Here is a 26,741-nt window from a genome sequence, read left to right on the forward strand (position 1 = left end):
TGCCACCGATGGATTTCGACCCAATCGAACTCGCGAACTCGATGCGCGCATCGTACGCCGAACACTACGCCGGCTCTCAGCCCCAGCGAGCCGTCAAAAGTCTCGTATCACGGTATAACGACGGATTGGGTGAGTCGCTGAAGAGCGACCTCCCCGGGTTCATTCGTACGAAGGGGCCCTACCTTCAGGTGCTCGACCTTCCCCAGATGAGCGATACCCCCTGGGAGACATTCGCCGACAATCATGACCTCCATAACGATCTTACCGAGACGTTCTCTGAGGCTGGTTTCCGCTCGCTGTACGAGTTTCAGGAGTCAGCAGTTGAATCGGTTCTCGAGGACCACCATACGCTCCTGACCGCGAGTACGGGTCGGGGGAAGACCGAGGGATGGCTCATTCCTATCCTTCAGTTTATCACCGAAGCGAAGGAGGGCCAGCACGAGGACCACCCGCCAGACAGCGTCAAGTGCGTCCTCACGTACCCGACCAAGGCGCTCGCGCAGGATCAGCTGAAGCGGTTGATCGACTACCTGTTCACGCTCAATCGAGGACGCCCGTCAGATGAACAGGTGACCGTCGGAATCTACGACGGCGACACTAAGCGTCGCGACCCCGACGAACTTGCGTACCTCCAGACCACGTTCCAATACTTCGACTGCCCGTGCGACGAGTGTGACTCCTCACTGACAGTCAGCCAGCGCGACGACGGCTCGTTCGTCGTCGAACCAATGGTGGAACATGAGGACGACCTCGCCTTCGACTTCATCAAGGTCACTCGTGACGCCATCGTCGAATCACCCGCAGATATCCTGTTGACGAACCCAGACACGATCAACTATCGGCTCTTTAACGTCAACGGAAACGACGAACAGCAGCGCTTCGTCGCCGAACCGAAATATTTCGTATTCGACGAGATTCACGAGTATTCTGAGCTCTTTGGTTCGTTCACGTCGACGCTCATGCGTCGGTATATCCGAGAGCGCCAAGAACTCAATGGGTACGATAGTGAGTCCGATGACGACCTCACTATCGTCGGTGCGTCGGCGACCGTGGAAAACAAGCGGACGGTCTTCCAGCGTATCAATCCATTCGTTGACCCCGATGTTGCGGTTATCGAGGAAGACGAGCGCACTCTTAATGCACCGTTCCCAGTCGATATCCCCAACGACTTCATCTCGGCGGAGTTGACTGATGAGGAGTTGCGAAGCGGGAATACCGATGCCGCGAAGCGAGCACTCGACGCTGCCGGTGTAGAGGCCGGTAGCAAAGATGTCGACAAGAGACTCTACGAACATTTAGTCGAGGACGGGGGAGGGCCCTTGGAGTTCGTCCGCGGTATTTATGCGGCACTTCGCGAGACTCCACTTCGACCAGTCGGCCTTCGTGACCGCTTGATCGATGAGACTGGTCTCTCCGAGTCCGAAGCAGAGATAGTAGTAGCGAACTTCATGACTATCGGAGAGGTGTCAGATATTCTTGAGCGGCGCGCACACCTGTTTAGTTGGCCGCTCGACGGCTACTACACGTGTCTCAATTGCGGGACGGTCTACGACACTCCGCAGTCCTCCTGTACTGAGTGCGACCATCACTTCGTAACGAAACTCTCGTTGTGTAACGAGTGTGGTGAGGAATCTCTCGAGTCGTGGTTCTGCCCGAACTGTGAGCGCCTCGTACCTCACACCGTCACGTCTGAAGAGGGACGGTTTGAGTATTTCCAACGAAGGGAATGCCAATGTGAGACTGTTGACGGCGAAACCCCCGAGATGGTTCGAGTCTACTGGCGACCGTACTACGAGTGTACGGACTGTGGCGAGCGTCAGAAAATCGACCACCAGCACGACTGTTCCGACTGCGATGCCGCAATGGTCCTCGACGACTCGATGGAAAAACACGTCTGTACTAACCCAGACTGTGACGAGGAACTCACCGTTGAGGAAGCACTGGAACCCGAATGCCATTCCTGCCACTCTACTGCGTTAGAACCGCTTGCAGACGAGGAGGTTCAGTATTGTATCGAGTGTGGGGATGTCTACGAAGATCCTGAGGGACAAGAGTGTACTACTGACGATTGTAACGGCGATCTTACGCCAAAACGGTTCCTCGGATGGACGTGCAGCGATCCCGCGTGCGAGGAAGTCTATTTCGGAAATCCGCCAGCGTCGTGCAGCTGTGGTAAACGGAAACTCGTTCGCTCGGCGCTGTTCGACATTAGCATGGTCGACGAATGCCAGTCCTGTGGACACGAATTTCTCCCCAACGGCCCACACGACTGTAACTGTGACTGCCTCGAGATTAGCCGCCGAGCGAAGGGATACGGCAACTACCGAATGGTCGACGACAACGGTCGAGTTCGAGAAGCCAGCCAGTTCCCCGGTGGACTACCATGTTACCACGAGGGTCGGCGTGAGACCTATGCAAAGAATCGGCGATACGAATCGATGCTGCGCGGACCGGCCAACGCCGCTGTGACGACTGGACGCTATCTGCTGCGTTCGCTCGCAGACCGCGACGATCCCAGTGCCTTCGGGGAATCGAAGATGCTCTCGTTCGCGGACAGCCAGTCCGACATGAAGGAACTGGAACGGAACTTCCGCGAACCCGAAGAATCGTTCTTCTTCGATCAGTTGTTCGTCGAGAGCGTCAGATCGGTGAGCGATGGATCGGGATGGGCAACGCTTTCTGACGTGATAGAGCGTGGAGTAAACGATGCCCACCAGTACGAGGAGGAATTAGCGGGCGAAGGCGGGAACATACCGCGGATGTACGAGCAACTGACCGGCTACGACCAGTCGGTCGATGAGTACTTGACGGAGGAATTGCTGTCCCGTGCTTTGGAGGGCAAGTACAGCCGACGTTACCGTAGTAATCAGCTTAGCGACGAGGGATTGATTAACGTTCAATTAGCCACTGATATCGCCGATCTCAGCGAGGGAGAGCACGAGTTGATCGTAGAGGTTCTCGGCCAGAACCACCACTACGAACCGAATCTAGTAGACGAGGTTGAGGACGGACACGACCATCTCAATTCACTCGTGGATCGCGGTATTCTGCGCCGCGTCGAAGAGGATGGGAGTCGATATGTGATGGTCGACGAAGATGCGCTCGAATGTGCTATCGTCGATAACGTGACGCCGACGAACTACAGTCAGACCCGAGAAACATACGCGACCTCGGTCGAAGTCGCTCTCGGAACGGCACCCGATGATGTCGTCAAATTCACGGCGACGATAGAGGACCGTTCGGACTTTTCGCATCCACACTACTCCTTGACCGCTCAGCAGGTTTCGACATCTGATCCGATGATGCTGCTCGCACGGGCGTACTACGGAGAGACCGACCGCGACGAGCGACGGAAACTAGAGTATCAGTTCCGGCAGGGCCGGTACCCTCATTTCCTCTCGTCGGGACCGGCGATGGAACTAGGGGTCGATATCGGCGAACTCAATACACTACTCCTCTACGGAACCCCACCAAACGCTAACTCATATCTACAGCGAATCGGTCGCGCAGGACGATCTTCGGGTAGGTCACTTATCCACTCGGTTAGCCAGCGTAATCCAATCGACTACTACTACCACGAGCATCCAGAGGAACTCATCGCGGCCGATCCGCAGCAAGTCCCGCTCAACGAGGTGAACCGTGAGGTGCTCTATCAGTCGCTTACATGGGCGGTCTTCGACTGGGCAGCGACGACACAGTGGGTACCGTGGCGTCGCGAACAGAGCGGTCTCGAAGATCTCATCGTCTGTAAGGATAATCCAACACCACGCACGGAACCTCGACCGAACGATGTAATGACGTTCACTGGAGTGCTATCTTCTACGAACTTCCAAGTTCAGAGCCAGAACGACAATGCACCGCTCGAAGTGCTCCGGTCTCTCCTCGACGAGAACCGCGAAGAGATTGAGCAGTGGTTAAAGAATCTCCTATCATTCAGCGTATGCTCGGTGTGTGGTAGAAAACACGTCGCAGGCTACGGAGGCGAATGCCAAGGGAAGAACTGTGAGGGAACCGTCGAGTCAGTCTTGGACAAACATGGTGGCCTCATCGAAGGTATTCTTGCTGGGACTGAGGACGAACGGAGCTTTGAGGAGATCACCGTTGACCTATATTACGATCAGCAGGACGATATCTACGACGATATCGACGAACTCGAAAACCAGATAAGCGATCTGCGGAAGAACGAGAGGAAGGCTCGAGACCGAGATGAAAAACGGCGTCTACGGGAACAGCGAGAGCAGGTCGATCGTCAAGTTGACCATCTATACGACTATCTCGATCGACTCGAGGACATGGACTTCGGTAGTTACCTGAACCGGGAAAGTCCCGCTGCGTTCGGACTGCGATCGGTCGGTAGTTCGGTTGACTATCAACTCATCGGTGAAGACTTCGATCCCGTCAGCGACGGATCACGCGAGCGCCGAATTGCGCTTTCCGAACTACACCCGAGTGCTGCGTACCTCTACGATAGCGAGACCTACGTCGTGACACAGGTGTACTGGGAGCCGTTGGAGTCTGCGCGCATTACTGATGATCTAGATGATGCGGCTATCTGTCCCACATGTGCTACCGAGTACGATAGTGACACTTCCAACTGTGAGGCGTGTGGGACACGACTAAAACCGCTCGTCACCCAAGTTCCGGAGAGAGTGATCGCATACCAGCACGATCTCCCGCTCAGTTCGACGCCGAGCACTAAGCAACTTCAACCGTCGACGGTCTACCAGAACGATCAAGAGCCGCAGAATACCTACGCTCCCGTCGAAACTGACGCTGGCGACTCGTTCGAACCGATGTTCTCCCGTGACATCGTTGATGAGAATGGGACTATTCACGGGCAGTTCGAATACGGTGACGTCACGTTGCTTGCTTCGACGAGCAAATATTGGGCGACCTACAAAGATGGTGGAGCCGATCCACTACCGAATGTCTTCGAGATGTGTGGTATCGACGGGTGTAGCGGATCGATTGCAAAAACCGGAGACTCGGCTTACTGTACGAACAATGTCGAACATCCTGCTGAGGAGAGCGAGGCTGTCCGACCTGCAACGAAGTTCTCTACGAAGGCAGCCCGTGTCCGATTCGACAACGAAGAACTCGAACACGGCTTCGCTCACGGTCTCCGAGTCGCACTTCAGTACATCGGTGGCGTTAGCGTCAGACAGGTTCCCGAATCTATCGAGGACGAAGGAACACTGGTGTACGACTCCGATGAGGGTGGGAGCGGCATTACTGTTCTGTTGACGCAAAATGACGGTGAGAAGTTCGAACGCGCTGTCGAACTCATGCGTGAGGCATTTTCACCAGACGAATCGAAATGCAACTGCGAGAACGGGTGTCCGTTCTGTATCTACCAGTACGGGTGTGTAGAACAAAACGACCCAGAATCGTTCGACAAGGACGAACTGCTCGAACTACTGAGCCACGACCTCCATCTCGAACCACGGAATGATGAGTGATCTACTTCACGCCGCGAATAAACTCCGAACGCAGTCACCTGAGCGCCTCTGGGGACTGTCAACAGAGAGTATCTACTCTGCCCTTGCTGCAAAAGCCTCTGATGAGTCGATACAGGCACGACTCGAACCACACATTCGGGCAGAGATCATCAGGACAAACGACGAACGAGATAGCGATCTTGTTGTCTCAATACACGAGTGGCTACTCGGCGAACTCAGTCTCATTGAAACCGGCGATATCTCGCTACTGGGGTTGGTTATACTCTCTTCAGACGAGCCACAATCACTCATCCGAGCAGTCGCTGTCGCTCGACTCGAGTCCGCTGAGATGGTGCTGCGTTCGTGTATCGAGATCGACGGGGAAATCCCTCGACGCGAACTTGATAGCCTGCTTGCCGATGAGTGGGACGAGACTGTCCTCGCTCCACTCTTGGGATCTCTTGGGTTCCTGACCATCTATCCTGATAGCGCTGAGTTTGATCAAGAACGAATCGACGCCTCGCTGTCGGCGCAGCAGACGACGTCGACCGAGACGGCCGTCGCAAAAGCTCATCGAGAGGTTATCTCTCAGGCTATAGAAACTGCAGATGGGGCCTGTCTGGAAGCCCTCGTGCAGCGATTGACTGGATCCGTTCCGTCTAAGTCAGAACTGACGGCAGCGGAGGTGGCGACTCTCGCCACTACGCGGACAATCGTCGTCAATGGAACCGATCTTGAAGATGCGATCCGTGACCAACGCCAAGAGTATGAGGACGAATTAGACAAGGTCCAATCACTGCTGGTACCATCGACGGAGTTGGACGTAGAGCGAGTTGAGATGGACCAGCCAGTCGGGTTTGGCGAACTCCCAGAGGATTCCGATCAGAGTGACGATGAACGGGAGGCTGCCCTCAAAGTCGTCGCTACTGTCGCGGCACACCCTGACATCGCGAGGTTCGACGTACACTTCGTCACGGAGCGGTGGCCGAGCGTAACGTCGTACTCTCTCTATCAAATACTCTCATCGGTACCCGGTGTTGAGTGTGAAGTCAGCGACGGTCTCGTCGAATTTGAGACCGTGCCGGAAGCTGTCGACGTCGAGATTGCACGTGACGAGTACATGACTCACCTCGTTGAACGCTGTTCGGCCATTCAAAACCGCATCGACACACTCTCTCAGGAGAGGGTGTCGTTCCCACCCGTGCCTGTCGCGACCGAGTCGATGGTAGTTCGGGATTACGAATCGATCGAAAGCGGTGCTATTGCGCCGACTTACTTCACCTATACGCTCGTCGATCCGGACGCCCTTGGGGAGAAGAAGATGGACGCTTACGTCGGAGATTCACGAGGGCTCGGTAGGGAACGAGCGCGTCTTCGTCGTTGGCACGAGAAACGGTCGTCGGGGCTGGAATCGTACACTGCGATGACCGACCGCTTGTTCAGCCTCGGCCTCGAGCGCGACATTGAGGACAAGGTTTTGCGCATCATGACGCCGTTCGACGACGACACGTTCAACGAGTACGTGGCCCAGATTCGGCGTCTTCTCGAGCACGGTTTCGAACTTCGCCTTCTTACCCGCCACACGAAGGAACCATGGGAATGGCGACGTCTTCAACGAAATCTGCTAAGCGAGATTAAAGAGCATCGGGATCAAGTGACGGTCCGAACCTACTCGCGGTTCAAAGAACACCAGCGAGTGACATCTGAGATGGACTTTCGTGACCTCGGTGAGATTGGGATACACGGCAAACTCCAGACGGTGGGCGCACCCGAGGAAGGTGCCGTGCTCCTCGGTTCGGCTAATTTCATGGAAAATAGCTACGATTGGAACCCTGAGTGTGGGGTTTATACCGAACGAACGCAATTCGTTGATGCCGCGATTGAGTTCTTTGACATTGTTTGGCATGTCTCAGCGGCCGATGAGCTATCGATAAATAGGCTACAGGAGATTCCTGATCGAAAACTGGTACCCACCTACTACAGTTGATATCAGTAGTGATATTAGGACGTATTTTGGGTATATGCCGTAGATAAATATCGTCCGGCTTAGGCCTGTGAACACTTCTTCGCGCCCGCTTTAGTTATCATCTTTTCTGCCGAGAGTTAGATCCGGAGATGCCTCCAAGACGAATACACCCCCGTTATCAATAATAGGTTGAGAAATCACACTTCTGTACATCACCTCTATTTCTTCCTCGAAATCAGAATCAATAGGAGCGGGCTCAATTTCTTTCCCAAAGTATACCATCAGCTTCTCCTCCTCGTTAACAGAAGTCAGAGACTTATCGAACTCCATCCCTTTAGGTGATTGAGCATCTTCGAACCTTTTTTGAACAACAGATACTCGGCTACTGTTAGCCACGATCACATCTCGAATACCATAATTAGAGGAGACTCGGTCAATATCTAACCTCACCCCATTCACGACCAGTTTGCCTTCAGGGGAAAGAGAGAACCTTTGGTCACCTACCCAATCCATGACCGGATCAGTGTAATCATCAGAAATAGGCAGGAACAATCGATCTGCACCTACAGTATTCTCCACTGCCAACTCGATATCATCCGGTGACAGCTCTCCCTCAATCTGCTTCGAGCCAAATCTTTCATCACCAGCCGAGTTAGCGAGATCTGTCAAAACGAACTTTTTCTCGCCATTCACCACGCTACGAATGAACGAAGACGTGGTCGGCAGAGTCACTCCTTGTTCGAAAATATTTGTTGGGACACCAGTCCTCTTCCCAAACTGCAGATATTCCAACTTGGAATCCTTTCTACCTTTGAAGTCTCTAACAGTGAAGAGATCCGGGAGCAGTGACCTATCTTCGTATTCCTCTTGCATTTCCTCAGCGAAGCCTTTCAACGAGTGCTTGTCAATGCTCATGGCTCAACCTCTTCTTCTTGTTCGGTATCGTTCATTTCTTCTGCCTCACTATCATTTGAATATCCGTTATCAGCGAACCCATCTTCGCCCCGAGTAACCTCCGCAAAGTCTTCCCCATGACCAGAATTTGTTCTATAATCAGTTAGAGTTCTATCCAATCTCCCTTCTCGTTGACGCTGAATCTTCTTGTCTACTCTCTTCCCATTAAGACCGTGAGCCAACAAAAGGAAACCCAGAACACCCAATCCATGTCTCGGTAGAGGAGACATGACCAAATAAGTGAGAACTGTGTACTCAGCCAGTAATAGAATAAAGCCAATTGAGCTAGTACCAGTATAGTATCCGCTGAAATCTGGCCGGGCATAACCTGCCAAGATTACCATTAGAGCGCCTCTGATTTTCCTTGTTGTTAGTCCGTCTTGAAACTTCGCCTACCATAGCCCCTGGTATTTACAACAACGGGTGGCAGGCGTACAGGTCACAGAGTGGGAGTGAGAACTATTCTATGATACCCTCGTACTTATCCCTGAAAGGAAGTCTAATCGCCACCGATGGAGGTTGGCGATTCCCAAGCTTCCCAAGTGGACGACAATCTTTCTGGAACCGCCGCGTATCCCACAACACGGCAGGTTTGCCGCCCAGATACACAATGGGGATTGGTGAACAAAGATATTTTGTCGTTAGAAATGCCCGTGTTACTACACTATCTTATAGGTCACCCAATCAAATGAATAGCTTCGATCTCATCACGAGCAAAAGAGACATTCATATGGTGGAACGAGAATAGGCTAAGACGGTGAATCTTATCTGTGCGATTCTACGTTCCTGAGTGGGACGATGCTGTCGACACCCACTACGACTTCGAGCACGACGAACTCTCTACGCTCAACCGTCAGGAGCGCGATTTGGACTACATCTGGGACATCTTCGACCCCGAAACGACACCCATCGACGGCGTACTCATCTCTCGTGAACAGGTCGAAGAAACCGACCGAAAGGCCGAGCGGCTTGCGGAGTATGGCGTCTATGAGGACCCGGTACTCTCCGTGCCGAACTGGCTTCCAACCATCAGCGACTGTGGTGCGTGGGGATACAAATCTCTCCCCTTCCCACCGTACGGCAACGAGGGGATGTTGGAGTTTTACGACACTCTCGACGTTACCGTTGGTGTCACCATCGATCACCTTGTCCTCGGCTCCGGCAAAGAGGAAGGTCGACTCTACCTCGATGAACGCGCCTTTGCGGGCGAGCTGAACAAGAGCGACGTTCCAGATGCAATTACGGACGTCGTCGACGTGATGGTCGACGAATGGCCCGCCGAGTGGCCTCCCTATATTGAGGAATACGAACCGACCATACGGACATCAGTTAACGCTGAAGTCGAGCCTTTTACTGCTGAAGACTTTCAGGGAGATTTCGATAGCGTGCTTACGCGACTTGCACAAGATCCCCGTGCCGTCTACCGTGAAGACGACGCTCAGTTCCGTTATGAGCTCACCCTACGGAACGCCCAAGAGATGTACGACCTCTATCAGCAGCAGGACTACCCCTTCCGTCTAATGGTCGCTATTCAGGGCTGGAATCCAGACTCTTACGCTGCAGCTGCCGAGGATGTCCTCGAAATCGGCTACGATTATCTTGGTATCGGTGGCGTTGCTGGTAGTCCCATCCATGATGTCCGCACTATTGTGAAGGGCGTCGGAAAGACGGTAAAATCGTTTGAGCGCGAACACAATACTCGGGTTGACTCACACGTCTTTGGGTTTGCGAAGACTGAAGGGTTCGAGACAATCGGTCGTACTGGAATGACCAGTTTCGATAGCGCGAGTATGCTCCGCTCCGCATGGACCGGCGGCCAAAACTATCGACTCGACCACGACGAGCGCTATGACGCCATTCGAGTTCGCTACCCATCTAGTCGCGATGATTTGGAGACAGCTATTGAAACCTCGCTGCGTGGTCGGGGAACGCTCATCGCGCTCCGTGCGTACGACGCCGGCGACTCTATCCGTGACGCTCTCGAGGACTGGTACGATTTTGTAGCCGATGTGTTACCGGCGACGCAACGCTATCTCCGCGAACATCGACACGATGAACGGTTTGACAAACGCTTGCTCCGGGATGTCGAGACAGCGTTCCGAGAGGACTTCGAATACGGGAGAGAGTTGCAGGCAAGTTTTAGCGAGAACCTTCGCGGTGACCTTGTCAAACTCCTCCGGAAAGATGATCCCGATGATCCAGTCCCATTCGCGGAATACACCGCTCTCTTGAACACGGCCACCGAGGTTCTCGAGCAGTTCCAAGAGGCAACATCGATCCTCGACTCCGCTGATGCGGTAAGTGACTACGACCGAGTTTGGGCAATTGTTCAAGAGTATGCGACTTGGATTGGCGACGATGACCTCCTCGCGGAGTACCAGGAAACCCTTCGCGAGCGCCCATGGGAGAAGTGTGACTGTCCAATTTGTCGCAAGCACAGTATCGAGGTCTGTATCTTCCGCGGAAACGACCGGAACCGCCGACGTGGATTCCACAACACGCGGCGGTTCTACGATGAGTTCGAAGAAAACCTTCCAAAAATTCTCGTAGCAACCAAAGGGACGGCGAGTCTCAGCGGTCACGAGACCATCGAAGACTACCTCCGAGACAAGCATCACCGATTTTGGACTCACACCCATGACCTTCCCGTAGCTGAAATCGGTGTCCTTGACGCAAACGGCGTGAATGAGTGGTGGGAAGATGCACCCGCGATGGTTTCGTTCGCCCCGAGTCGCATGGCTGCGAATGTCGCTGAGCAAGCAGCCCGCTACCAGCATATTTTCATCCAGACCGACGATGGGACGCTCAACGACGAGGTTGTGCAGGCAGCACATGAGAACAACTGTACGGTCACGACTTACAGTGATCCAGTTCAACTTCGCAGGGAGGTTCTCGAGACGTGCGGAGAAAACTACGCCGTTGGCGACGACTTCCTTCCTCAACCACCTGAGATCGAGACTACCGATCTAAATATTCTCATTATTGACCAGTGCTCGGGATCAAAAGAAATTCCCGACAATGCTCCAATCTTCGATGCCGATCAGACGCTTCAATTCTCTCGTGAGGACCTACTGGCCCGCGATAACGTCCCCGGGATCGCCGCACGTGACCTCTATACTGGTCGCCAACAACAATACGTGCAGGAAGCAGTGCGCCGCCTTCGTTCGAACGGCCATAACGTTGAGCGGTACTTCATCAGTGCCGGTTTCGGTCTTATTACCGAGAACGACCTCCTCCCACCGTATGAAGTGACGTTCAGTTCGATGGGTGTTAACGAGATACGTGAACGCTCTTCGAAACTCCAGATTCAGCAGGATCTCCGACGTGTACTAGATGAGAGTGATTATGACGTGGTCTTCTTCACACTCGGTAAAGACTACTACACTAGTATTGATATCGACAAGATGGTTCAAGAAGTACGCTCAGACCGGATCGGTGTCGTGTTCAATCGAGAACTTGTTGAAGAGCAATTCGACAATATTGAGTCTGTCCCTGCTCGTACGGAAGATGCGAAGAAGCACGGTACAATCGTTGTTGGGCTTAAGGGCCTATACACGAAGAACTTCGCTCAGTACGTTAAGGATATCAATTCACTCCAACCTGAGACGATAGAAGAACTCTGCCGGCGTATTGAGGAGAAACCGGACCAGACAACGCTACATAACTAGTCGCTTCTCTATTCGCATATTTGCCGGGGTTGCTGAGGCGATATTGGGGATCAATGAGCTAATCCATACCCGAATAAGACACAAATATATAATTTCTATTCGGCCATTATCTAAGTAATAGGACAGCTTAGCCGAGCGGGAGCCATGTTATACAGACGACGAACACTCAACCTCCCCAGGGGGGAACTAGAGACACCGGTACTCTTCCCAGTTCGTAATCTCGGTAAACGGTCAAGTGACAACACCCCTGCTTATGCGGGCACTATACCAGAATTTTCAGCAGCGATGATCAACGCCCGATCGATCCGCAATCGGAGACCAATGTGGGCGCGTCTTACGAACGGAACTTCTCTCCGTGAAGAGATGGGGGTGCCCAAAGATACGATTGTGTTTGCAGACAGCGGAGGGTTTGACTTCTCTGCTGAAGAGGTGGATACTACCCCGGAAGAAACACTCGATACACAACGTCGTCTTGACGCAGATATCTACGGTACAATCGATCTTCCTCTTTCAAGAGAGAATCGGGACGCTGAGAATGAACGTCGCGTCAACCAGAGCACACAGTACGCTCTCGAAGCAAGCAACCAGCACAACGGCGACGGGTTTCTCTTCGCAAGTGTTCACGGTTATGATCCGGAAACCATCCGGAACAACATCCGTTACCTCGAGAAGTACGGCGACTTCGACGGTTATGCGCTCGGGAGTATGGTCCCGATTCGAACCGATTATAAGAAGGTAACTAAATTGATACTTTCTGCCAGACAATCAACCGACAAACACCTTCATGTGTACGGACTCGGTGGTCTTGTCTACCAACCACTTCTTCTCTATCTCGGTGTTGATAGTTTTGACTCCTCTGCGTTCATCCGTAGTGCAGGAAATCGGAATTATCTCATTCCGGGTTTCGGTGGCGAGGAACTTCGGAATATCGAATCCCTCGAGTACCTTCCTTGTCCCTGCCCTGTATGCGGGGAGCGAAGTCTCGACGAGATACGCGAAGACCGAACAGCACTTACTCAGCACAACCTCTGGGCACTTGCAACAGAACTTCGGCGATTCCGCTACGTTGCGGAATCGGATCGCAATATTGAGGAATATCTCGATCTGCGCTTTCAGGGCAATGATGTTACACAGCGTGCGTATGAAACCGCTAAGCAACAAGTCCGGAGGTTAACATGAGCGATGAGCGATCGACTGTTCGGCCTGTTACACTCAGTCGCCTTGTTGAGCTCACATACGCCTGTGAGAATGAAACAAGAGAAACAGTGGAACTTGAAGAGAATCTAGATATGAGCCATCGGCGTGCTCGTGAAACCGTTCTTGAAGCAGTCAGAATTGATCTACTTTCCGAAGAGGAGACTAGCACCGAACCGGTCTATACGACAACCAATGTCGGGTCCACTTTCCTAAGTGCAATTCAGTCAGAAAACTGGGGAAAAGTAAGCCAGATACTTGCTACTCGCAGCCCTCACTATGGAGCATTTGTTGATGCCGTTGATGAGTTAGAACATGCCGATCTCGGCACGCTCCTCGAGCAATTAGAGACTGAGCAGGAATTCACTCCCTATTCATTCAACCAGACTGGTGTTGAGGTCGTCGGCGACTGGGGAGAAAGGCTCGGTCGCGTCCAACGCAATGCCTTCACTGGAAGCTATTATCCAGCAGCGCAAACACCGATTCCAAACAATTTCCACTTCATTCTATTAGATGTATACGATGAACTTGAGCAAACTGCCGGCGTTGACCTTCGTCAGCGGTATCTCTCTATCCCGCGACTTCGAGAGGTAACGTGTGAGCGACTCAGGTGTACTCGTGAGGCGTTCAATGAGGCACTGCTTGCGCTCTGTCAGCAGAATATTGGGAAACTCGAACTCTCAGGCGCACCGCTAGATACAGGAGCAAAGAACGCTGCACTCGGCATCAAGCAGATTTCGCTCGCACACGACGACGGTCTTGTCTCGACTTCCCAGTCCAGTCAGCAAGTAATGACCGGTGTTGAACAATTCGGAAAACTGTACTACTACCTCGCAGTTCACGATCGCGACATCACCTTCACACAGGAGGATTACTCATGAACGACGAATTTACCATCACGGACGAACAGCAGGATTACTCGCAATACGACCTCAAAGCAAATCCCTTCCCGTATAGTCCCGTCCCCGCTGAAGATCCCGAAATCTACTGTGGGCAATCCCACGTCACAGAGAGGATTAGCTCAACGGTCTCCTCGGTGCTTTCAACAGGTAAATCGAAGCATCTCGTGGTAACCGGGAAATACGGAAACGGGAAGTCTCATACCCTCAAATACACACGTTCCTTGCTTCGCGACCGCAATGACGTCATCGTTGGCTACGTTGCCCAGCCCGGTGAAGGTTTCCTCGACATCTATCATGAGTTCACCTACGACCTCGGATTTAACCGGATTCAAGAACTCGCCTACGAGTATCTCGCTTCAGTTTCACGCGATATCACTGATGCCAACCCGATCAGTGAGGGTGCGATGAAATCTCTTATCGATGAGGGTGATGTCCTCCTTTCCGAGATCGTCCCCGAGGCAATTAGGCGATTGAGCGACGTAACAAAGTTTTCGGACTTCGCTCGTGCGATTATCCACATGGTCTACGAAGACACGAACCTCTACGCTTGGCAGTGGCTTACCGCCGAGGGAATCCGCTATGAGCAACGTAAGGAGATGGAGATCCATAGCGCTCTCGACGACGACACGATGGGTGTCCGTGCGTTCACTGCGCTCAAGAATCTTCTCCTCGATCTTGGGTACACTAGCATATTCGTCTTCGTTGATGAATTTGAGAGCATCGCTCGCCTTTCGCCGAAAAACGAACAAGCAACGTTGAACAGCATTCGACACTTAATGGATCAGAACAGTTCTGGACTCTGTATGTTGTTTGGTTGTGCTCCTGAAGTCTGGCAGGATGTCATGAGCGAGTACCATGCTTTTAGTGAGCGTATTGGTCAAGAGGTCGCTCTCCGACCACTAACAGCCGAAAATCTCTATGATCTTGTTGAGAACTATCTTGGCCGGGAACGGACGATGAGCAGCCATGATAATAGTGTTCATCCATTTACGGAGGACAGCCTTGAACTAATTCTCCAAAATTCACAAGGGAACGTTCGTCAAGTTCTTTCGGTTTGCAGTCGAATGCTTGATGAAGTCGCAAAGGAGGAGCAATCAAAGATCACTACAGACTTCGCGAAAGAATTTTTCTAAAGAGACGGTATATCACAAGCCATGATAATCTACGCACTTCATTGACATTTTCAATTCAACCCCTTCTAAACAAACCTGACAAGGCAAATTATCAAGGTCCCACCCCAACTCATCAGTCGGCTAAACTCCTCAGCCCACTCAAATCAGGGAATTATTATTTCTCCAGCGCGGCGCGTGCTCTGCGCGCCGCGTAATTCTCCTGCCCCCTTAGGGGCACCTACCGTAAGGGTACCCGATAACATCGATAATGGCCTGAACCGATAATATCACCAATTTCGAACCTCGAAAGCTGGGATTCGGCAATATCTTCTCTGGGTGTATTGGTCAAGACTGGCGCAACTAGCTCCGTTTACACCCTAGTGGAAGTAAAATTCACATCAAGAAAAGAAGGTATTGGAAGGTGAATTAGTAATCGCTGTGGTATTCAACGAAATAAAGGAGTGAACGGGAATACTGTAGCTACTCAGCAGGCAAACCGGACCGACGACGACTCACTGTAACGGTGGCGGAAGTTCGTCGATGCGTACCCGAACGTCTTGGTCGTCAATTTGTTCGCACTCAAGCAAGTAAGCGACGTCGTGGATGGACGCATTCAACCGTGTCAAGTACTCGAAGCCGATTGTATCATCGTCGGAACTCTCGTCGCTATTCGCAACTGATTCCTCGTCGACCTTGTCGGCATCTTCTTGTCTGTTTTCTCTGCGTTCCTTAGCCCGTTCATCCAAGTCTTCAGCCATATCCTTCGGCTGAACTTTACGCAGGATTTCTCGTGCTCGGTCGAGAACAGCTTCAGAGACGAAAAATACCATTACAGGGTTGCCACTCCGGTAGACGACACCGTTTTCGGCGAGTCGTCGGACATGGTGCCGGACTGTCGGTTTCGAGAGTCCTACCCGCTGCACGAGTTCCTCATAAGTAGCTCCGTCGTACTCAGCGATCACCCCAAGGATGTCGTAGACAGCTGTGGTGGATTCTTTAAGTGCTTCCCGGTAGATTTCGGTTGCCACGTCGTCGTACCGCCGTTGGAGCATCTGGCGGCGGCCTGTCGGGCGTTCGAATTGCCACGATGGCGATGTCGGTCCGTCGAAGTAGTCATCCTCAACGAGGTCTGACCGTTCAATACCGGCCCAGCGGGCATGCGTTGCGACAACCGTTCGTAGATGATCCAGTATATCGTCCCACTCGCTGACATGCGGGAGTTTGCCACGATCAACCCCAGCGTACGAAGCCTCAAGTTTGGGATGATGGAACGGATCACTCTGGGGCCTCTTGTGCCACTGCTTCGCCTGATAAATCTTCACCTCCGTGCTGTACCGTTGGGGCTCAAATCCCAGTAGATTCCATCGATTGCTCTCGATGAGCGCTTCGAGCCAGCCTTCTTTCTGCCGCTTCTGGTGTGCCTCAATCTCCGAATGGCCACCCCAGTCGATGAGTTGCTTCGACTGCTCGAGAGTGTCGACGGCAGCGCCTTTCTTGTCGATGTTGAACCGGATGTGCGCTTCGACTTTCAGGATACGCCGGGCGTCGTCGACGCGATAATTTAGATCGACAGCGTCGGCCCCGTAGACCGCACGAAGTGCGTCGTACATCCGCCGTTCGATCTCCATGGGATCTTCCGCCCAGGTTGTCCAGGCGAGCAGGCGCGTTCCCTCGCCATACGGACACTTAAGAGCGTCTCCGCTTTTGTACACCATGTCGTGGAATTGCGGCATAATCTCGATGTGCAGCGCCAGCGGTGGCTTTCGCAGCTGCTTTTCATCGTCCTCATCGAGTTCCCACTCACGGAGCATCAGGTGCTGTTCGAAGTACGCTCGATAGTCGTCACCAAGTCCTATTCCGGCCTTCCAGCGTGACGACGTAAGCACGAGTGCATAGTTACCGGGTGGGAGCCAGTCAGCGTCGAAGTCTTCGACTACAACATGCGGCCCCTGGTCGACGTCACCAACGTGTTTGCGCCAATAACCTACTGACTGGCCATACAGTGTCCCTCGGTCGTCAGGTCGGTCCGCATCGGGATTCTTGACATCGGCGAGATGATTCATTACTGCCGCACCATGTGCTCGGGGACGAGGGAAAGAATCAGACTCAGTGTCTGTCGGTTTGTCGAACTCTACCGGGTCATCCGGTACCCCGGCTTCACTCATGGGTGTACCCCATGAAAATTGCTCTGATATTCCCCACTGCCCCCGGTTTTAGCTGGTCAGATAATAGTGGAAGTGACCACCGAGTCTCGAGACCGTTGGTCATTCTGACCCCCTCTGCAACGCACAGTCGCGGCAGATCGCTGCTGAGAGGGGGGCTGCGAAGCCATCTGCTTCTGATTTGCAGACTACGCAACTCCCATCGGTGGTTGTATCAATATACGGTGCGTCTGTTCGTCGGGGACATTCGTCCCCTATAGTGGCGTCAGTCATGCTTAGGTGGATGACGCCACCTTTCGGGCCCGTTGGAGCGGGCCCGTTCTTCACTAACCAAGAGTGTCTTCTTCGGCCTACTATCGGCGGCATCAATACATTCTAACCAACTACACATATAGGTTTGGACCACACAATTTGTTGTAGACCACTCTTTTTATCGTAGTCGCAGTTCAATATGTGTGCATGCGAAAATCGGGATCATGGATGAGTATATGGGACGACCGTATTCTCGAGTATATTTTAGACAACAATACCGGCTATGCAACCGAAATCGCAAACGACGAACACGTTCATGTGAGCCAACAACACATATCGCGACGTCTTCGAGAATTATCTGATCAAGGTCTTTTATCAGAAGGGAAAAAAGGGATATATTCCATCACAACAGAGGGAAGATACTATCTAGCGGGAGCATATGACGCAGAAGAGGGAAAAATCATCGAAACAGAACTCCGAAACTACGAATGGGTGGTTCTTGAGTCAGAAGAGAAACTCCAAGCATTACGCTCAAAATGGGAAAAGCCAGACATTCTTCAGTGAATTAATCGATAAATTGTGTCGTCCAGTGACGCAATTCACGCCCACCGTGAATGGGGGATACTCTCGCTGTTCAAAGACAAACGTCTACTCAATGACGTAATGTGGAACTCGGGAAATCGAAGTTCGGTCTAACTGGGAACAGCAATACGTCGAAGACTTCTCCGCTGACTAACCGTTGGGCCTTGGTCCTACTGGTCAACTGTCGGAGAACTCTACTGGATCCGAGGAAGTTGCCCTTATCGGCGGTTGCTTGGAGGGTAGATATCCCAAAACTCACCTGTGTGGCAACCAGCGGATACACGATGGCAGCACCAGATGTCCAGCAGCCGTTGTCGGCGATCGGATGTGATGCGTGCCAGTCTGCCGTCCAGTCTGACGGGCAGCAAGAGGTATCGTTTCTCCTTTTGGACCAGCTCACGATCCCCGTCATCAGCTGTGACGAGCACCTCGAGCAGTTCTCTTCGTTTTGTGGATTAACGACCGAAGACACAGCAGATCTCCTACATCATCGACCAGCCGGCGGATTATCGTGTCCCAGTTGCCGTCTCGCTCCGTACAATTCGCCGCATCCCTTGGTTCAGGTTCAGGACGGGGCCATCCTCCCGATGGCGTGTCCGAAACACCAGTCCGAAATCGTCCAGCGATTCCATACAGGGATTCAGACACAATACCAACTGACAGCCAGCCTCGATACCACCCCCTCCTTGTAAGGCCCGAAATTTCGTTGGATCCAGTGGGACTGTAGGAAAGTGCAGTATCGTCGAGGCCACCTTTGCTCTTGCCCAATACAGAGAATATAGCGTACCTGTCCGATAATTGGAGGGATAGTGCGTGATGAATACAGGGCGCGAATTTCGCATTGGTGAAACCCCAGATGGCGAGAGTAATCGGCCAATACGGACTAAACATGTGTCGGCTTGTGTGTACGAGCCTGTGAGTAGTGGCAGGAGAAATGATGTGGGATGTGTAGAGGTTAGCTTTTTTCACTCTTCATATATATATATACGGTATCATATGAGTGATGATGGGAAGAACTTCTTCGAGTGGACCGAGTTTGCTTCTGACTCGGAATCTAAGGATCCGGAGGCTGTTATTCAAGAACGTCAGAATCCAGAGATAGCATACGCACATATTTGTAAGATAGCAGGGACGATTAACGCAGGGCTTGATGCGGTGCCCGAGGACCAACGAGATACTGCGGAGGTATACGCTGTTGTGGACCTTTTCCGGGCGACGATGCAGTATATCGAGGAGTTCGGTTCCTATCTGAGGTATCTAATCTTGGACAAGGATTCTTTCATCAACGAGATTATCCGCACTTCGAGTGGGGATATTCGGCCTCTCTTTGAGGCGTTTATCGAGGACGAACTTGACGAGTACCTCCAGGAGCATGATGTCGATGATGATCCGGACGAGCTCTTGAGTTCGGTTTTTGGCTACGAGGCTGTTCAGAAGGGGATGATCGGCTTTTCTGAGGAGGACCTGGAAGATGCGCCGCCGGATGGTGATCTGGAGGACGTAGTTCTTCGTAGTACTGAGGAGGGAGTTGTGCCTGAAGGAGCCGAGATGGAGGAACTGGTTAGTGATTCGGTTGAGAACGCCCGGAACAAGCTCAAAGATATTGCTCTGTTCTATCTGAATTTTAGAGAGGCATATAACGCGGTTAAGCATGGAAACCGGGTTACAGTTGGTAACAACACCCAGTTCGAACTGGAGAACGATGAGATGCTGGATAATCGGATGGTCCTGGATGAAGCGATCGTGGAGTTTCTTTGTAAAAATTCGGATCCTGAGAGTGATGGTGAACCGTATCTGTTGACTATTCCTCGTTCAATTCTGGAGGAGAAATCGCTGGATATCGTGGAGAATGTATATACGTTGTATACTCAGTCGTACGACGTAGCCACGCTGGAGGACGGTGATGAGATAAACCTCAGTTTTTGGAAGTCGACGGGAAGCAGCGGTGAGAGCGAGAATGACTTGATCCAGATATCCAATCCTGATTCACGTATTATCTTACCGAGGAGTGTTGTTCCGAAGGTGATTGAGGATCTGAAGATCCCTGATGAGACGAAGATAGAGTGGACGAGTGATTGGTCGCTTTCCGGCGACACTCTTGAGTTCGAAGTTCAATATGAGACGGAGTCTACACCAGAATACCCGATTCATGTCGAGCTCGTCTGGGAGCAGACTGAACACGATATCCATGAGTTCGGAGAGGGCCAATTCAACTTTAACGTGAGTACTGACGATCTCAGTGTCAGACAGTACTTGGAGCTTCTTGAGATCAAGAGGAGGGACGATATCCGAACGGTTGAGCTCGTATTTCCGGATGATGATGAGACGCACCAGCTACGGATGGAAGATGATTTTGAGCCTATTGACGTTCCAGAGCCGGCGAATCCCGAGTTCTTCGAGTTTGTGAAGCGTATCGGGTTGGCTACGGATACCCGTATTCCTTATCCTGAACATATTTCGGAGAAGCACTGGGAGGTGTACGAGGAATATGCAGATTGCGACTTGGATTCGGAGACGGCGGAAGAGATCCTTTCTGAATTGAGGGAGTGTGGTGAGGAGGTTATGCGGTCATATGTCATTGTTGCTGTCTGGGAGGACGAGTCTTCGAGCGTAGATGTCGATGAGGATGAGCCTGCGCACGTCGAGGAGTTAGGGGTGCTTCCAGGGATATTGAATGTAAGTGAGGATCAGGGATCAGAAGAGTCAGAGCGTTTTCCGGGGGAAGAGTATCGGACGTATCCAGCTGGGTCAGAGTGCACTTCTGAGGAGTTGCTCGATAAACTGAAGGAAGATTATGGAGGGACATTCAGTGAACTCCAAGAGTTAGACATAGATAGCGAAGAGGCAGAATCAGAGTTTAGTCACAGGATCCGTTTCGGTGAGGAAACGTTGTGGGGGACTATCGATCAGCACATTATTGATATCTTCCCTGTGTCTGGGCAATCTCCGTAACCAAGGAAAGAAGTTCGCTGTTCTCGATAAGCGTTCACTATTCCCGTCGCGAAAACAAACGAATATTGCTGCTGGATCCATCCACTGTATTCATCATGGCAAAGTGCAACATGTTTCTTCCCAGATATTTGTCGAGACGCCGCAACCAGTAGACCTCGAAACAGCGGTCACACAGACTATCGAGTCGGAGCTTGCGGTGGACTAAGACTGGGGCGGTGCACAGACCTGAAAGGGAAAGGAGTCAGGTTTCCGGGTGATCGTAGCGATGGAACCGATACTTGCCTGTCCGCATCACCCAGTACCGTCCGTCAAACTCGAGAAGATCGTCGTTGCCTTCTGCTTTTGAAAGGAGATTCAGGATATCTGTATCGGTGATGACGTGGTCACGTGCTAGGTTCGTGATTTCCTCGACGGTGGCTCCCGGGTTCTCCGCCACAACGTCCAGAATCCGGTCGTATTCCTCCGGCATGTGTCAGGAGATTCGGTGCTGGACGATCGCGTCTGATTCGCATGCTGGACAGGTCTCAGCATCACTATCGACAGTGGTTCCACAGCGCCGGCACTCGTACACGACTTCTGTCTGGGATGTCCGGGCCAGCAACCGATTCAGATCGTCAAATAGCATAGGACGGCGGTTATTGTGGGTTCACGACGTCTCGGCACTCGGGGCACTCGGCGTATACTGCCGGTCCCGTTGCTGTTTCGTACTCGAGGATCACGTCGGTCGTTGCGATCTCAGCATGGCAGAACGGGCATGCGCCGAGAGACGGTGGATTCGTCGTGGACATGAGTTACTGAAAGTGGTGTGAAAGGGGGAGCGCGTGTGACTGCGACAGGGTGTGGTGTGTCTTCCCCCTCTACAATCAGTATCGAACCTAGAACGACATATAAGCGACCCAACCACAGTGAAACTGAAACCACCGCTATCAGAACATGAGGGGTTGTGTCCCTGGCATATGCCGAGTTAGTGGTTGCCAGTAGCCTCGTCGAGCGCCCGAAAGAGCATCACGACAGTGGCCGCTGCAAGACCCATTGTCACCAGTGCGGAGAGAACCTGTAAATTATATCCTCTGACCTGGGTGGTAGTCCAGAGTTGGATCCCGGTCGCAAGCAGCAACGCCAGCCCAAGGGTGCGGGAGCGGTTCACGCCAATATCTTCGACAACCACTACCAAAAGTGGTGGCAGCCACAAAGTTCCCGTATGATACGTGTATCGAGCGGGAGTCATGGAACAGTTCACATCCCTTGCGACCCGTGGATCTTTGACACGTGCCGACCATCATTCCGGTATGGCTTTCAGCGTCTCGTGGCATACGCTTCTCGACGAACTTGACGATCTACCGGTCGGAGCCACGCTGATTACGCCGCTGTCGCACAACCGGTTTCGGGTGAATGATGTACAAGAGCAGCGGGTCATCATCGAATTCCTTGACCGCGACATCGATACCACGCAACCGCTCCAGCGCGAGCAATTCGAAACCCTCTATCGCCGAATCACTGAGGAGGCAGGCAGTTTCGAAATCGACAGGCTGCCATCCGACGCCGACCCGTATCCCGCCGTCTTGAGTCTTCACCCGCGGTTCGAAATCGACGAGGAGCAGGGAATGATCGTTGAGAAGGAGGGGCCGACCACCAACCAACTACTCACCACTGAAAACGAATCTGTGGCCGACGAGCAAGACCGCACTGAACCGGATCTCGACGTGTACGCTGATGCACTCCTGCTCGTTGACGCGCTCGAGCGCCACGATGTGACTGCGCTGGAGGAGATGGAGACTGATGCACTAGTGAACATCTATACGGTTCTCTCAGATGTCCAGCGGAATGCGAACGCTTTCCGGCAGGATGTGGCCGACATCCTACTCAATCGGCTCCATCACGACCGCCCTGTGAGTGGGCCGTTCGGCTCCGTCCAGCGGACGACACGCACGAATCGTTCGCTTCGAGATGACGAAGATGTCCTGAAAACCCTCGAAGAGGCCGGAATTGACCGCGAGCGCGTGCTGGGTGTGGATCGTGACAAGGTCGATGATGCGTTGGAGGTTACGAACCTGTCCGAGAGTGATGTCTACCAGATTGAGGAATCCAGCTACGTTCGCAAGGCCGACGTCGATGAAGAGCGCAAGGAGACGCGCCTCCAAGGGCTCAAGGATCAACTTGCGGCATCAGAGGGGGAGAAGGCCGAAGACCTCCGCGACGAGATTGAAGATCTCGAAGCACGCATTGACGAACTCACGAGTTTTCGGACCGGCGCAGAAGTTCACGAGTGATGTCACTGTAGCTGTGAACCTCTTGCAGGATACCTGTTGGAACCCAGAAAGAGCCTATCGCTGATCAGTTCCCGTTCCGGGCAGGTAGGCCGTAATCGATATGGACCTCCGGTGTGCTCGGTGATTCCGATGCCGGGACGCCGTTCCAGTCGACGACGTGCACGTTTGCCATCTGGCCGGAAAATCGGAATCGCATCACTCCGGTATCGACCGCGCCCTCTGCGGCGTGGTCCGTGACGACCGTGGCTTCCTCGAGTGGATCAGCATCGACCAGTTCGATCTCGCCGTCGACGGTAATTTCGTAGTTCGACGGGACGCCTCTGCCCACGATGGTAACGAGATGTGGCAGGGTGTCGGTAGTCTCAGCGGACATACTCCGAGGACACTATCCTGCCAGTATAAGCCTTCTCTTCGATGCAACCGTCGGAGCCAGTGAACGTCAGCTACGACCGAATGCGCGTCGTCTCACAGATCGACGTACTGGTGCTCCCACTCCCGTCGCTCCTGGATCGCTTCCTCACCGGCATCGGTGATGGCGTAGTAGTTCGTCCGGCGATCGAGCTGTCCCTTCTCGGCGAACTCCTTGTTGACGAGCGTATCCAGGTTCGGATACAGGCGACCGTGATTGATCTCACTCTCGTAGTACCCCTCAGCCTCATCCTTGATGTCCTGTCCAGACGGCTGGTCAGCACCTGCGATCACGTACAACAGATCACGCTGAAACCCGGTGAGGTCGTTCATCCTATGAGAGTCTTCAACGAACCTGTATTTGACTTCTTTTCTGGCCAAAACCGAAAGTTGGTAATGCATGATACTTGTTGTCTCATGACTGTTACAGTATACCTAGCAGCCGTTGATCTCCCGATTACCTAGTGGGAACGTACTACTGTAGCAGATCACAGATATATTGAGATTGGCATGCAAGACGTGGGCGCGAATGTCGCACAAGGCTAGACTTGATTCACGAAGTTAGTGACCGGTCAGTCCAGATCCACGAGTGAACATTATTCACCAGATTAAGGCAGGTCAGGTGTACAGAGACAGTCGAAACGGAAACGAACTGCATCTCGTCTATCTCGACAGTCAGCACATCCTGCTGAAAGACGACGAGAACTACGCCCGACTGATGACCCGTCGCGACTTCGGGACGAGTGTTGGAGCTGGCCGCTTCAGCGTGGTTGGGAATGCTCCAGTTATCGCGGAAACGGCGTACAAAGCGATCGATCTCGAGAGGATCGATGACGACGGTGCAAAGACAGCAAGAGTGCTGCAAGCTCAAGGCCATACGACTGCTGAGTATATTCAACAAGCAGGCCATAGCGAACTACTCGATGTCCCAGGGATAGGAGAGAAAAATATTGAAATCATGATCAATAGGGCTGGAGAGTGATTTATGAATTTCTTAAAAATCTGTTAACTCTCAAGAAATCACTTGCCTTGTGGTTCCTCACACACATAAAGAACTAAACACGCAGATGATAGATCTTTAATATGGAGATTTCCGACAGACTTAATTTGGACATGTCTGATGATGAAATCGGTGATAAAATCGCTTTTAAAGCCTATAACAAACCTGAATCTATTTCCGAAGATGATATGACCATATGTAAGACACTTTTGAAATCTAGTAATGACGACGCAAGAAAGTGGGCTGCTGCTGCACTAAGAGATACAGCGGCAGGACAGCCGGGACTTGTGTCTCCCGCCTCGGAATTACTTTGGGCTATTATTATCCAAGAAGAAGAGAGGAAGATGACGAAATTAATTGCCCGAAATGCCTTGGAAGAGTTATACCATAATTCGGAAGAAGATTTTATGACTGTCTGCCACGACTTGTTGGTCCAAAGTGCTAAAAACAAATCCCATTCTAAAGACGCTGAAGAGCTATCACTGTATTCTGCCAGTTTAACAGTCACAGAAGAAAGACTAAAAGGAAGAGAGGCTTTTTTTGTAGAATCTATACCACACCTCAATTTTGATGAACAACCTCACTTCAATATGGCTCTCTCCAAAGGAAAAATCACTCCAGATTGGTCATTTGCAGTTAAAAAACAAGGGTCTACCCAACCAATTATTGAGGGTGATGTGACAGCATCACTGACTGTGACGGATGGGGGCGTGAGAATATTGTCGAAAGAAGGGCAATGGGCGATCCCTTACGGTAAAATCACTCATGTTAAAGTTGGCTCATATCCAGCAATAAAGATATTTGTCGGAAATGAATCTTATATTGTAAGATTGGCGAGAACAATTCATTCTAAAGAAGAGGCCAATGATTGTGGTAATTTCATAATGAAGATATGCAAACTTCTTTCCAAGAATAGCTGAGTGGCTACGAATTACAGCAGTAGTTGGTAGCATGCTTTCTTTATTTATAGTGACGCGTGAAACTCATGTTCAGTATAGGTGAAACATCTATCGAACAGTGTGCATGGCTCTGATGCGAATTCAGGGATGAAGCAGCACATCCTTCGGTATATTCGAGGTGACGCTGCGAGCGAGACGATGGATATCTCAATAAAGTTGATCGTGAAGACGTCCGAGAAAAGTACCTGACTGTGGGGTATCATAGAATACGTCTCGTACTCTCTGCCAGAACTGTCGCCGTTCGGGATCCCATCGGCTTTCAAGTGGAGGAAGACGTCCACAAAGAGGATTAATCTGTCGTCAGAACTTTGGTAAGGCTCGCTGTGAGGATTGGTTTGTATCCGTCGAGATGGGTGGAACGGACTTGTGAGTTGTGGCATACCCGCCCGTGAGGTCCGTCCATCTCATAGAAATTATGAACAAAATGAATTCTCCCGAGCGGAAGAAACGCATTGATAGCAGCAACAAGACGGAAGCAGCCTTCGCGTTCACCAGTCGTGCAGATGGATCTCGACACCGATTCCGATTCCTTCATCTAGAGGGTGAGTCTGGGATGTGGCGGGTCCACGAGGTCAAAGAAGATCAGACTTGGCGCATTGTTGGCCGCGAGCCAGTCCAACAGCTCAAGATGGGTCAAACCGAACCCAGTGCTAACCACGTGGGACACCGTCTCGTCGAGTAATGAGCCGATCCAAGCAATCTCCCGAAAATCTCGTGTCTCTACAGCCAGAGCATTCGAAGCCGACACACGAAACCAATCCATACGGAGATCGCGCTCACGTTCTCGCTGCAACCGACGAAACTCCAATCTTCGAGACGATACCGACCGTCGTTCTCTGTCCGAACTGTGGGGATGTCGTTGCCACTCACGAACAGGGCCTCCCACAAACGGTCCCGCAATTCGACACGTGTTGTTCGACCT

At 52.1% G+C, this 26,741-nt stretch carries 18 protein-coding genes; 11 read left to right on the plus strand and 7 right to left on the minus strand.

Annotation, left to right across the window (positions count from 1 at the left end; translation table 11 throughout):
* Positions 1-8: 8 nt before the first annotated feature.
* Together C483_RS02110 and C483_RS02115 are read left to right on the plus strand one after the other, a co-directional pair.
* Entirely contained in the window at positions 9-5,459 is a 5,451-nt protein-coding gene (locus C483_RS02110) for a DEAD/DEAH box helicase (RefSeq protein ID WP_006651690.1), read from the plus strand.
* The gene (locus tag C483_RS02115; RefSeq protein WP_152419811.1) at positions 5,452-7,425 is read left to right on the plus strand and encodes a phospholipase D-like domain-containing protein; all 1,974 of its coding nucleotides are present in this window, start codon (positions 5,452-5,454) and stop codon (positions 7,423-7,425) included. Before C483_RS02110 ends, C483_RS02115 begins: the two co-directional genes overlap by 8 nt.
* 90 nt (positions 7,426-7,515) lie before the next feature.
* Here the strand turns inward: C483_RS02115 and C483_RS02120 are convergent, their stop codons facing one another.
* Together C483_RS02120 and C483_RS19785 are read right to left on the minus strand one after the other, a co-directional pair.
* A complete protein-coding gene (locus tag C483_RS02120) occupies positions 7,516-8,319 on the minus strand; it encodes a hypothetical protein (protein WP_006651692.1) in 804 nt (267 codons plus the stop codon).
* On the minus strand, positions 8,316-8,702 hold the full coding sequence (locus tag C483_RS19785; RefSeq protein ID WP_152419812.1) for a hypothetical protein: 387 nt from the start codon (positions 8,700-8,702) through the stop codon (positions 8,316-8,318). Before C483_RS19785 ends, C483_RS02120 begins: the two co-directional genes overlap by 4 nt.
* 426 nt (positions 8,703-9,128) lie before the next feature.
* Between C483_RS19785 and C483_RS02125 the strand changes: the two genes are divergently transcribed.
* The 4 genes from C483_RS02125 (at position 9,129) to C483_RS02145 (ending at position 15,255) form a co-directional block, all read left to right on the plus strand.
* Positions 9,129-12,026 carry a DUF6884 domain-containing protein gene (locus C483_RS02125; protein WP_006651693.1) on the plus strand — a complete coding sequence of 966 codons (2,898 nt, stop codon included), beginning with the start codon at positions 9,129-9,131 and terminating at the stop codon, positions 12,024-12,026.
* 144 nt (positions 12,027-12,170) lie between these two features.
* On the plus strand, positions 12,171-13,205 hold the full coding sequence (locus C483_RS19285) for a tRNA-guanine transglycosylase (RefSeq protein WP_083860377.1): 1,035 nt from the start codon (positions 12,171-12,173) through the stop codon (positions 13,203-13,205).
* Positions 13,202-14,101, plus strand: a complete 900-nt coding sequence (locus C483_RS02140; RefSeq protein WP_049912375.1) for a hypothetical protein — start codon at positions 13,202-13,204, stop codon at positions 14,099-14,101. The genes C483_RS19285 and C483_RS02140 overlap by 4 nt, the downstream gene beginning before the upstream one ends.
* Positions 14,098-15,255, plus strand: a complete 1,158-nt coding sequence (locus C483_RS02145) for a BREX system ATP-binding domain-containing protein (protein WP_006651697.1) — start codon at positions 14,098-14,100, stop codon at positions 15,253-15,255. Before C483_RS02140 ends, C483_RS02145 begins: the two co-directional genes overlap by 4 nt.
* 491 nt (positions 15,256-15,746) lie before the next feature.
* Here the strand turns inward: C483_RS02145 and C483_RS02150 are convergent, their stop codons facing one another.
* The gene (locus tag C483_RS02150; RefSeq protein ID WP_049912376.1) at positions 15,747-17,399 is read right to left on the minus strand and encodes a DUF7845 domain-containing protein; all 1,653 of its coding nucleotides are present in this window, start codon (positions 17,397-17,399) and stop codon (positions 15,747-15,749) included.
* Positions 17,400-17,855: 456 nt separating this feature from the next.
* On the opposite strand from C483_RS02150, the gene C483_RS19290 reads away from it, so the two are divergent.
* Together C483_RS19290 and C483_RS02160 are read left to right on the plus strand one after the other, a co-directional pair.
* The gene (locus C483_RS19290) at positions 17,856-18,212 is read left to right on the plus strand and encodes a winged helix-turn-helix domain-containing protein (RefSeq protein WP_006651699.1); all 357 of its coding nucleotides are present in this window, start codon (positions 17,856-17,858) and stop codon (positions 18,210-18,212) included.
* 1,014 nt (positions 18,213-19,226) lie between these two features.
* Entirely contained in the window at positions 19,227-21,182 is a 1,956-nt protein-coding gene (locus C483_RS02160) for a hypothetical protein (protein ID WP_006651701.1), read from the plus strand.
* Between the two features lie 241 nt (positions 21,183-21,423).
* On the opposite strand, the gene C483_RS02165 is transcribed toward C483_RS02160, so the two are convergent.
* Both C483_RS02165 and C483_RS21320 read right to left on the minus strand, forming a co-directional pair.
* Positions 21,424-21,651 (minus strand): hypothetical protein, encoded by a 228-nt coding sequence (locus C483_RS02165; RefSeq protein ID WP_006651702.1) that lies wholly within the window; start codon positions 21,649-21,651, stop codon positions 21,424-21,426.
* 166 nt (positions 21,652-21,817) lie between these two features.
* Positions 21,818-21,970, minus strand: a complete 153-nt coding sequence (locus C483_RS21320; RefSeq protein WP_449289180.1) for a DUF7837 family putative zinc-binding protein — start codon at positions 21,968-21,970, stop codon at positions 21,818-21,820.
* Positions 21,971-22,471: 501 nt separating this feature from the next.
* Between C483_RS21320 and C483_RS02175 the strand changes: the two genes are divergently transcribed.
* The gene (locus C483_RS02175) at positions 22,472-23,452 is read left to right on the plus strand and encodes a hypothetical protein (protein WP_006651705.1); all 981 of its coding nucleotides are present in this window, start codon (positions 22,472-22,474) and stop codon (positions 23,450-23,452) included.
* Positions 23,453-23,516: 64 nt separating this feature from the next.
* On the opposite strand, the gene C483_RS02180 is transcribed toward C483_RS02175, so the two are convergent.
* The gene (locus C483_RS02180; protein ID WP_006651706.1) at positions 23,517-23,825 is read right to left on the minus strand and encodes a hypothetical protein; all 309 of its coding nucleotides are present in this window, start codon (positions 23,823-23,825) and stop codon (positions 23,517-23,519) included.
* A 92-nt stretch (positions 23,826-23,917) separates the two neighbouring features.
* Positions 23,918-24,193: a PadR family transcriptional regulator gene (locus C483_RS02185; protein ID WP_006651707.1), complete on the minus strand. Its 276-nt coding sequence runs from the start codon at positions 24,191-24,193 to the stop codon at positions 23,918-23,920.
* 256 nt (positions 24,194-24,449) lie between these two features.
* Here C483_RS02185 and C483_RS02190 point away from each other — a divergent pair, with 256 nt between their 5' ends.
* Both C483_RS02190 and C483_RS19790 read left to right on the plus strand, forming a co-directional pair.
* On the plus strand, positions 24,450-24,842 hold the full coding sequence (locus C483_RS02190) for a helix-hairpin-helix domain-containing protein (protein ID WP_006651708.1): 393 nt from the start codon (positions 24,450-24,452) through the stop codon (positions 24,840-24,842).
* 101 nt (positions 24,843-24,943) lie between these two features.
* Positions 24,944-25,780 (plus strand): hypothetical protein, encoded by an 837-nt coding sequence (locus C483_RS19790; RefSeq protein WP_152419814.1) that lies wholly within the window; start codon positions 24,944-24,946, stop codon positions 25,778-25,780.
* Positions 25,781-26,741: the final 961 nt, after the last annotated feature.

Origin of the sequence: Natrialba hulunbeirensis JCM 10989, from assembly GCF_000337575.1 — an archaeon.
In the GTDB taxonomy this organism is placed as follows: domain Archaea; phylum Halobacteriota; class Halobacteria; order Halobacteriales; family Natrialbaceae; genus Natrialba; species Natrialba hulunbeirensis.

Excerpts from the sequence above, each read along its gene's own strand:
- C483_RS02160 (WP_006651701.1), top strand. The coding sequence starts at position 19,227 with ATGAGTGATGATGGGAAGAACTTCTTCGAGTGGACCGAGTTTGCTTCT.
- C483_RS02165 (WP_006651702.1), bottom strand. The coding sequence starts at position 21,651 with ATGCCGGAGGAATACGACCGGATTCTGGACGTTGTGGCGGAGAACCCG.
- C483_RS02115 (WP_152419811.1), top strand. The coding sequence starts at position 5,452 with ATGAGTGATCTACTTCACGCCGCGAATAAACTCCGAACGCAGTCACCT.
- C483_RS02140 (WP_049912375.1), top strand. The coding sequence starts at position 13,202 with ATGAGCGATGAGCGATCGACTGTTCGGCCTGTTACACTCAGTCGCCTT.
- C483_RS02120 (WP_006651692.1), bottom strand. The coding sequence starts at position 8,319 with ATGAGCATTGACAAGCACTCGTTGAAAGGCTTCGCTGAGGAAATGCAA.
- C483_RS19285 (WP_083860377.1), top strand. The coding sequence starts at position 12,171 with ATGTTATACAGACGACGAACACTCAACCTCCCCAGGGGGGAACTAGAG.
- C483_RS02180 (WP_006651706.1), bottom strand. The coding sequence starts at position 23,825 with ATGTCCGCTGAGACTACCGACACCCTGCCACATCTCGTTACCATCGTG.
- C483_RS02150 (WP_049912376.1), bottom strand. The coding sequence starts at position 17,399 with ATGAGTGAAGCCGGGGTACCGGATGACCCGGTAGAGTTCGACAAACCG.
- C483_RS19790 (WP_152419814.1), top strand. The coding sequence starts at position 24,944 with ATGGAGATTTCCGACAGACTTAATTTGGACATGTCTGATGATGAAATC.
- C483_RS19290 (WP_006651699.1), top strand. The coding sequence starts at position 17,856 with ATGCGAAAATCGGGATCATGGATGAGTATATGGGACGACCGTATTCTC.
- C483_RS02110 (WP_006651690.1), top strand. The coding sequence starts at position 9 with ATGGATTTCGACCCAATCGAACTCGCGAACTCGATGCGCGCATCGTAC.
- C483_RS19785 (WP_152419812.1), bottom strand. The coding sequence starts at position 8,702 with ATGGTAATCTTGGCAGGTTATGCCCGGCCAGATTTCAGCGGATACTAT.
- C483_RS02185 (WP_006651707.1), bottom strand. The coding sequence starts at position 24,193 with ATGAACGACCTCACCGGGTTTCAGCGTGATCTGTTGTACGTGATCGCA.
- C483_RS21320 (WP_449289180.1), bottom strand. The coding sequence starts at position 21,970 with ATGTCCACGACGAATCCACCGTCTCTCGGCGCATGCCCGTTCTGCCAT.
- C483_RS02145 (WP_006651697.1), top strand. The coding sequence starts at position 14,098 with ATGAACGACGAATTTACCATCACGGACGAACAGCAGGATTACTCGCAA.
- C483_RS02175 (WP_006651705.1), top strand. The coding sequence starts at position 22,472 with ATGGCTTTCAGCGTCTCGTGGCATACGCTTCTCGACGAACTTGACGAT.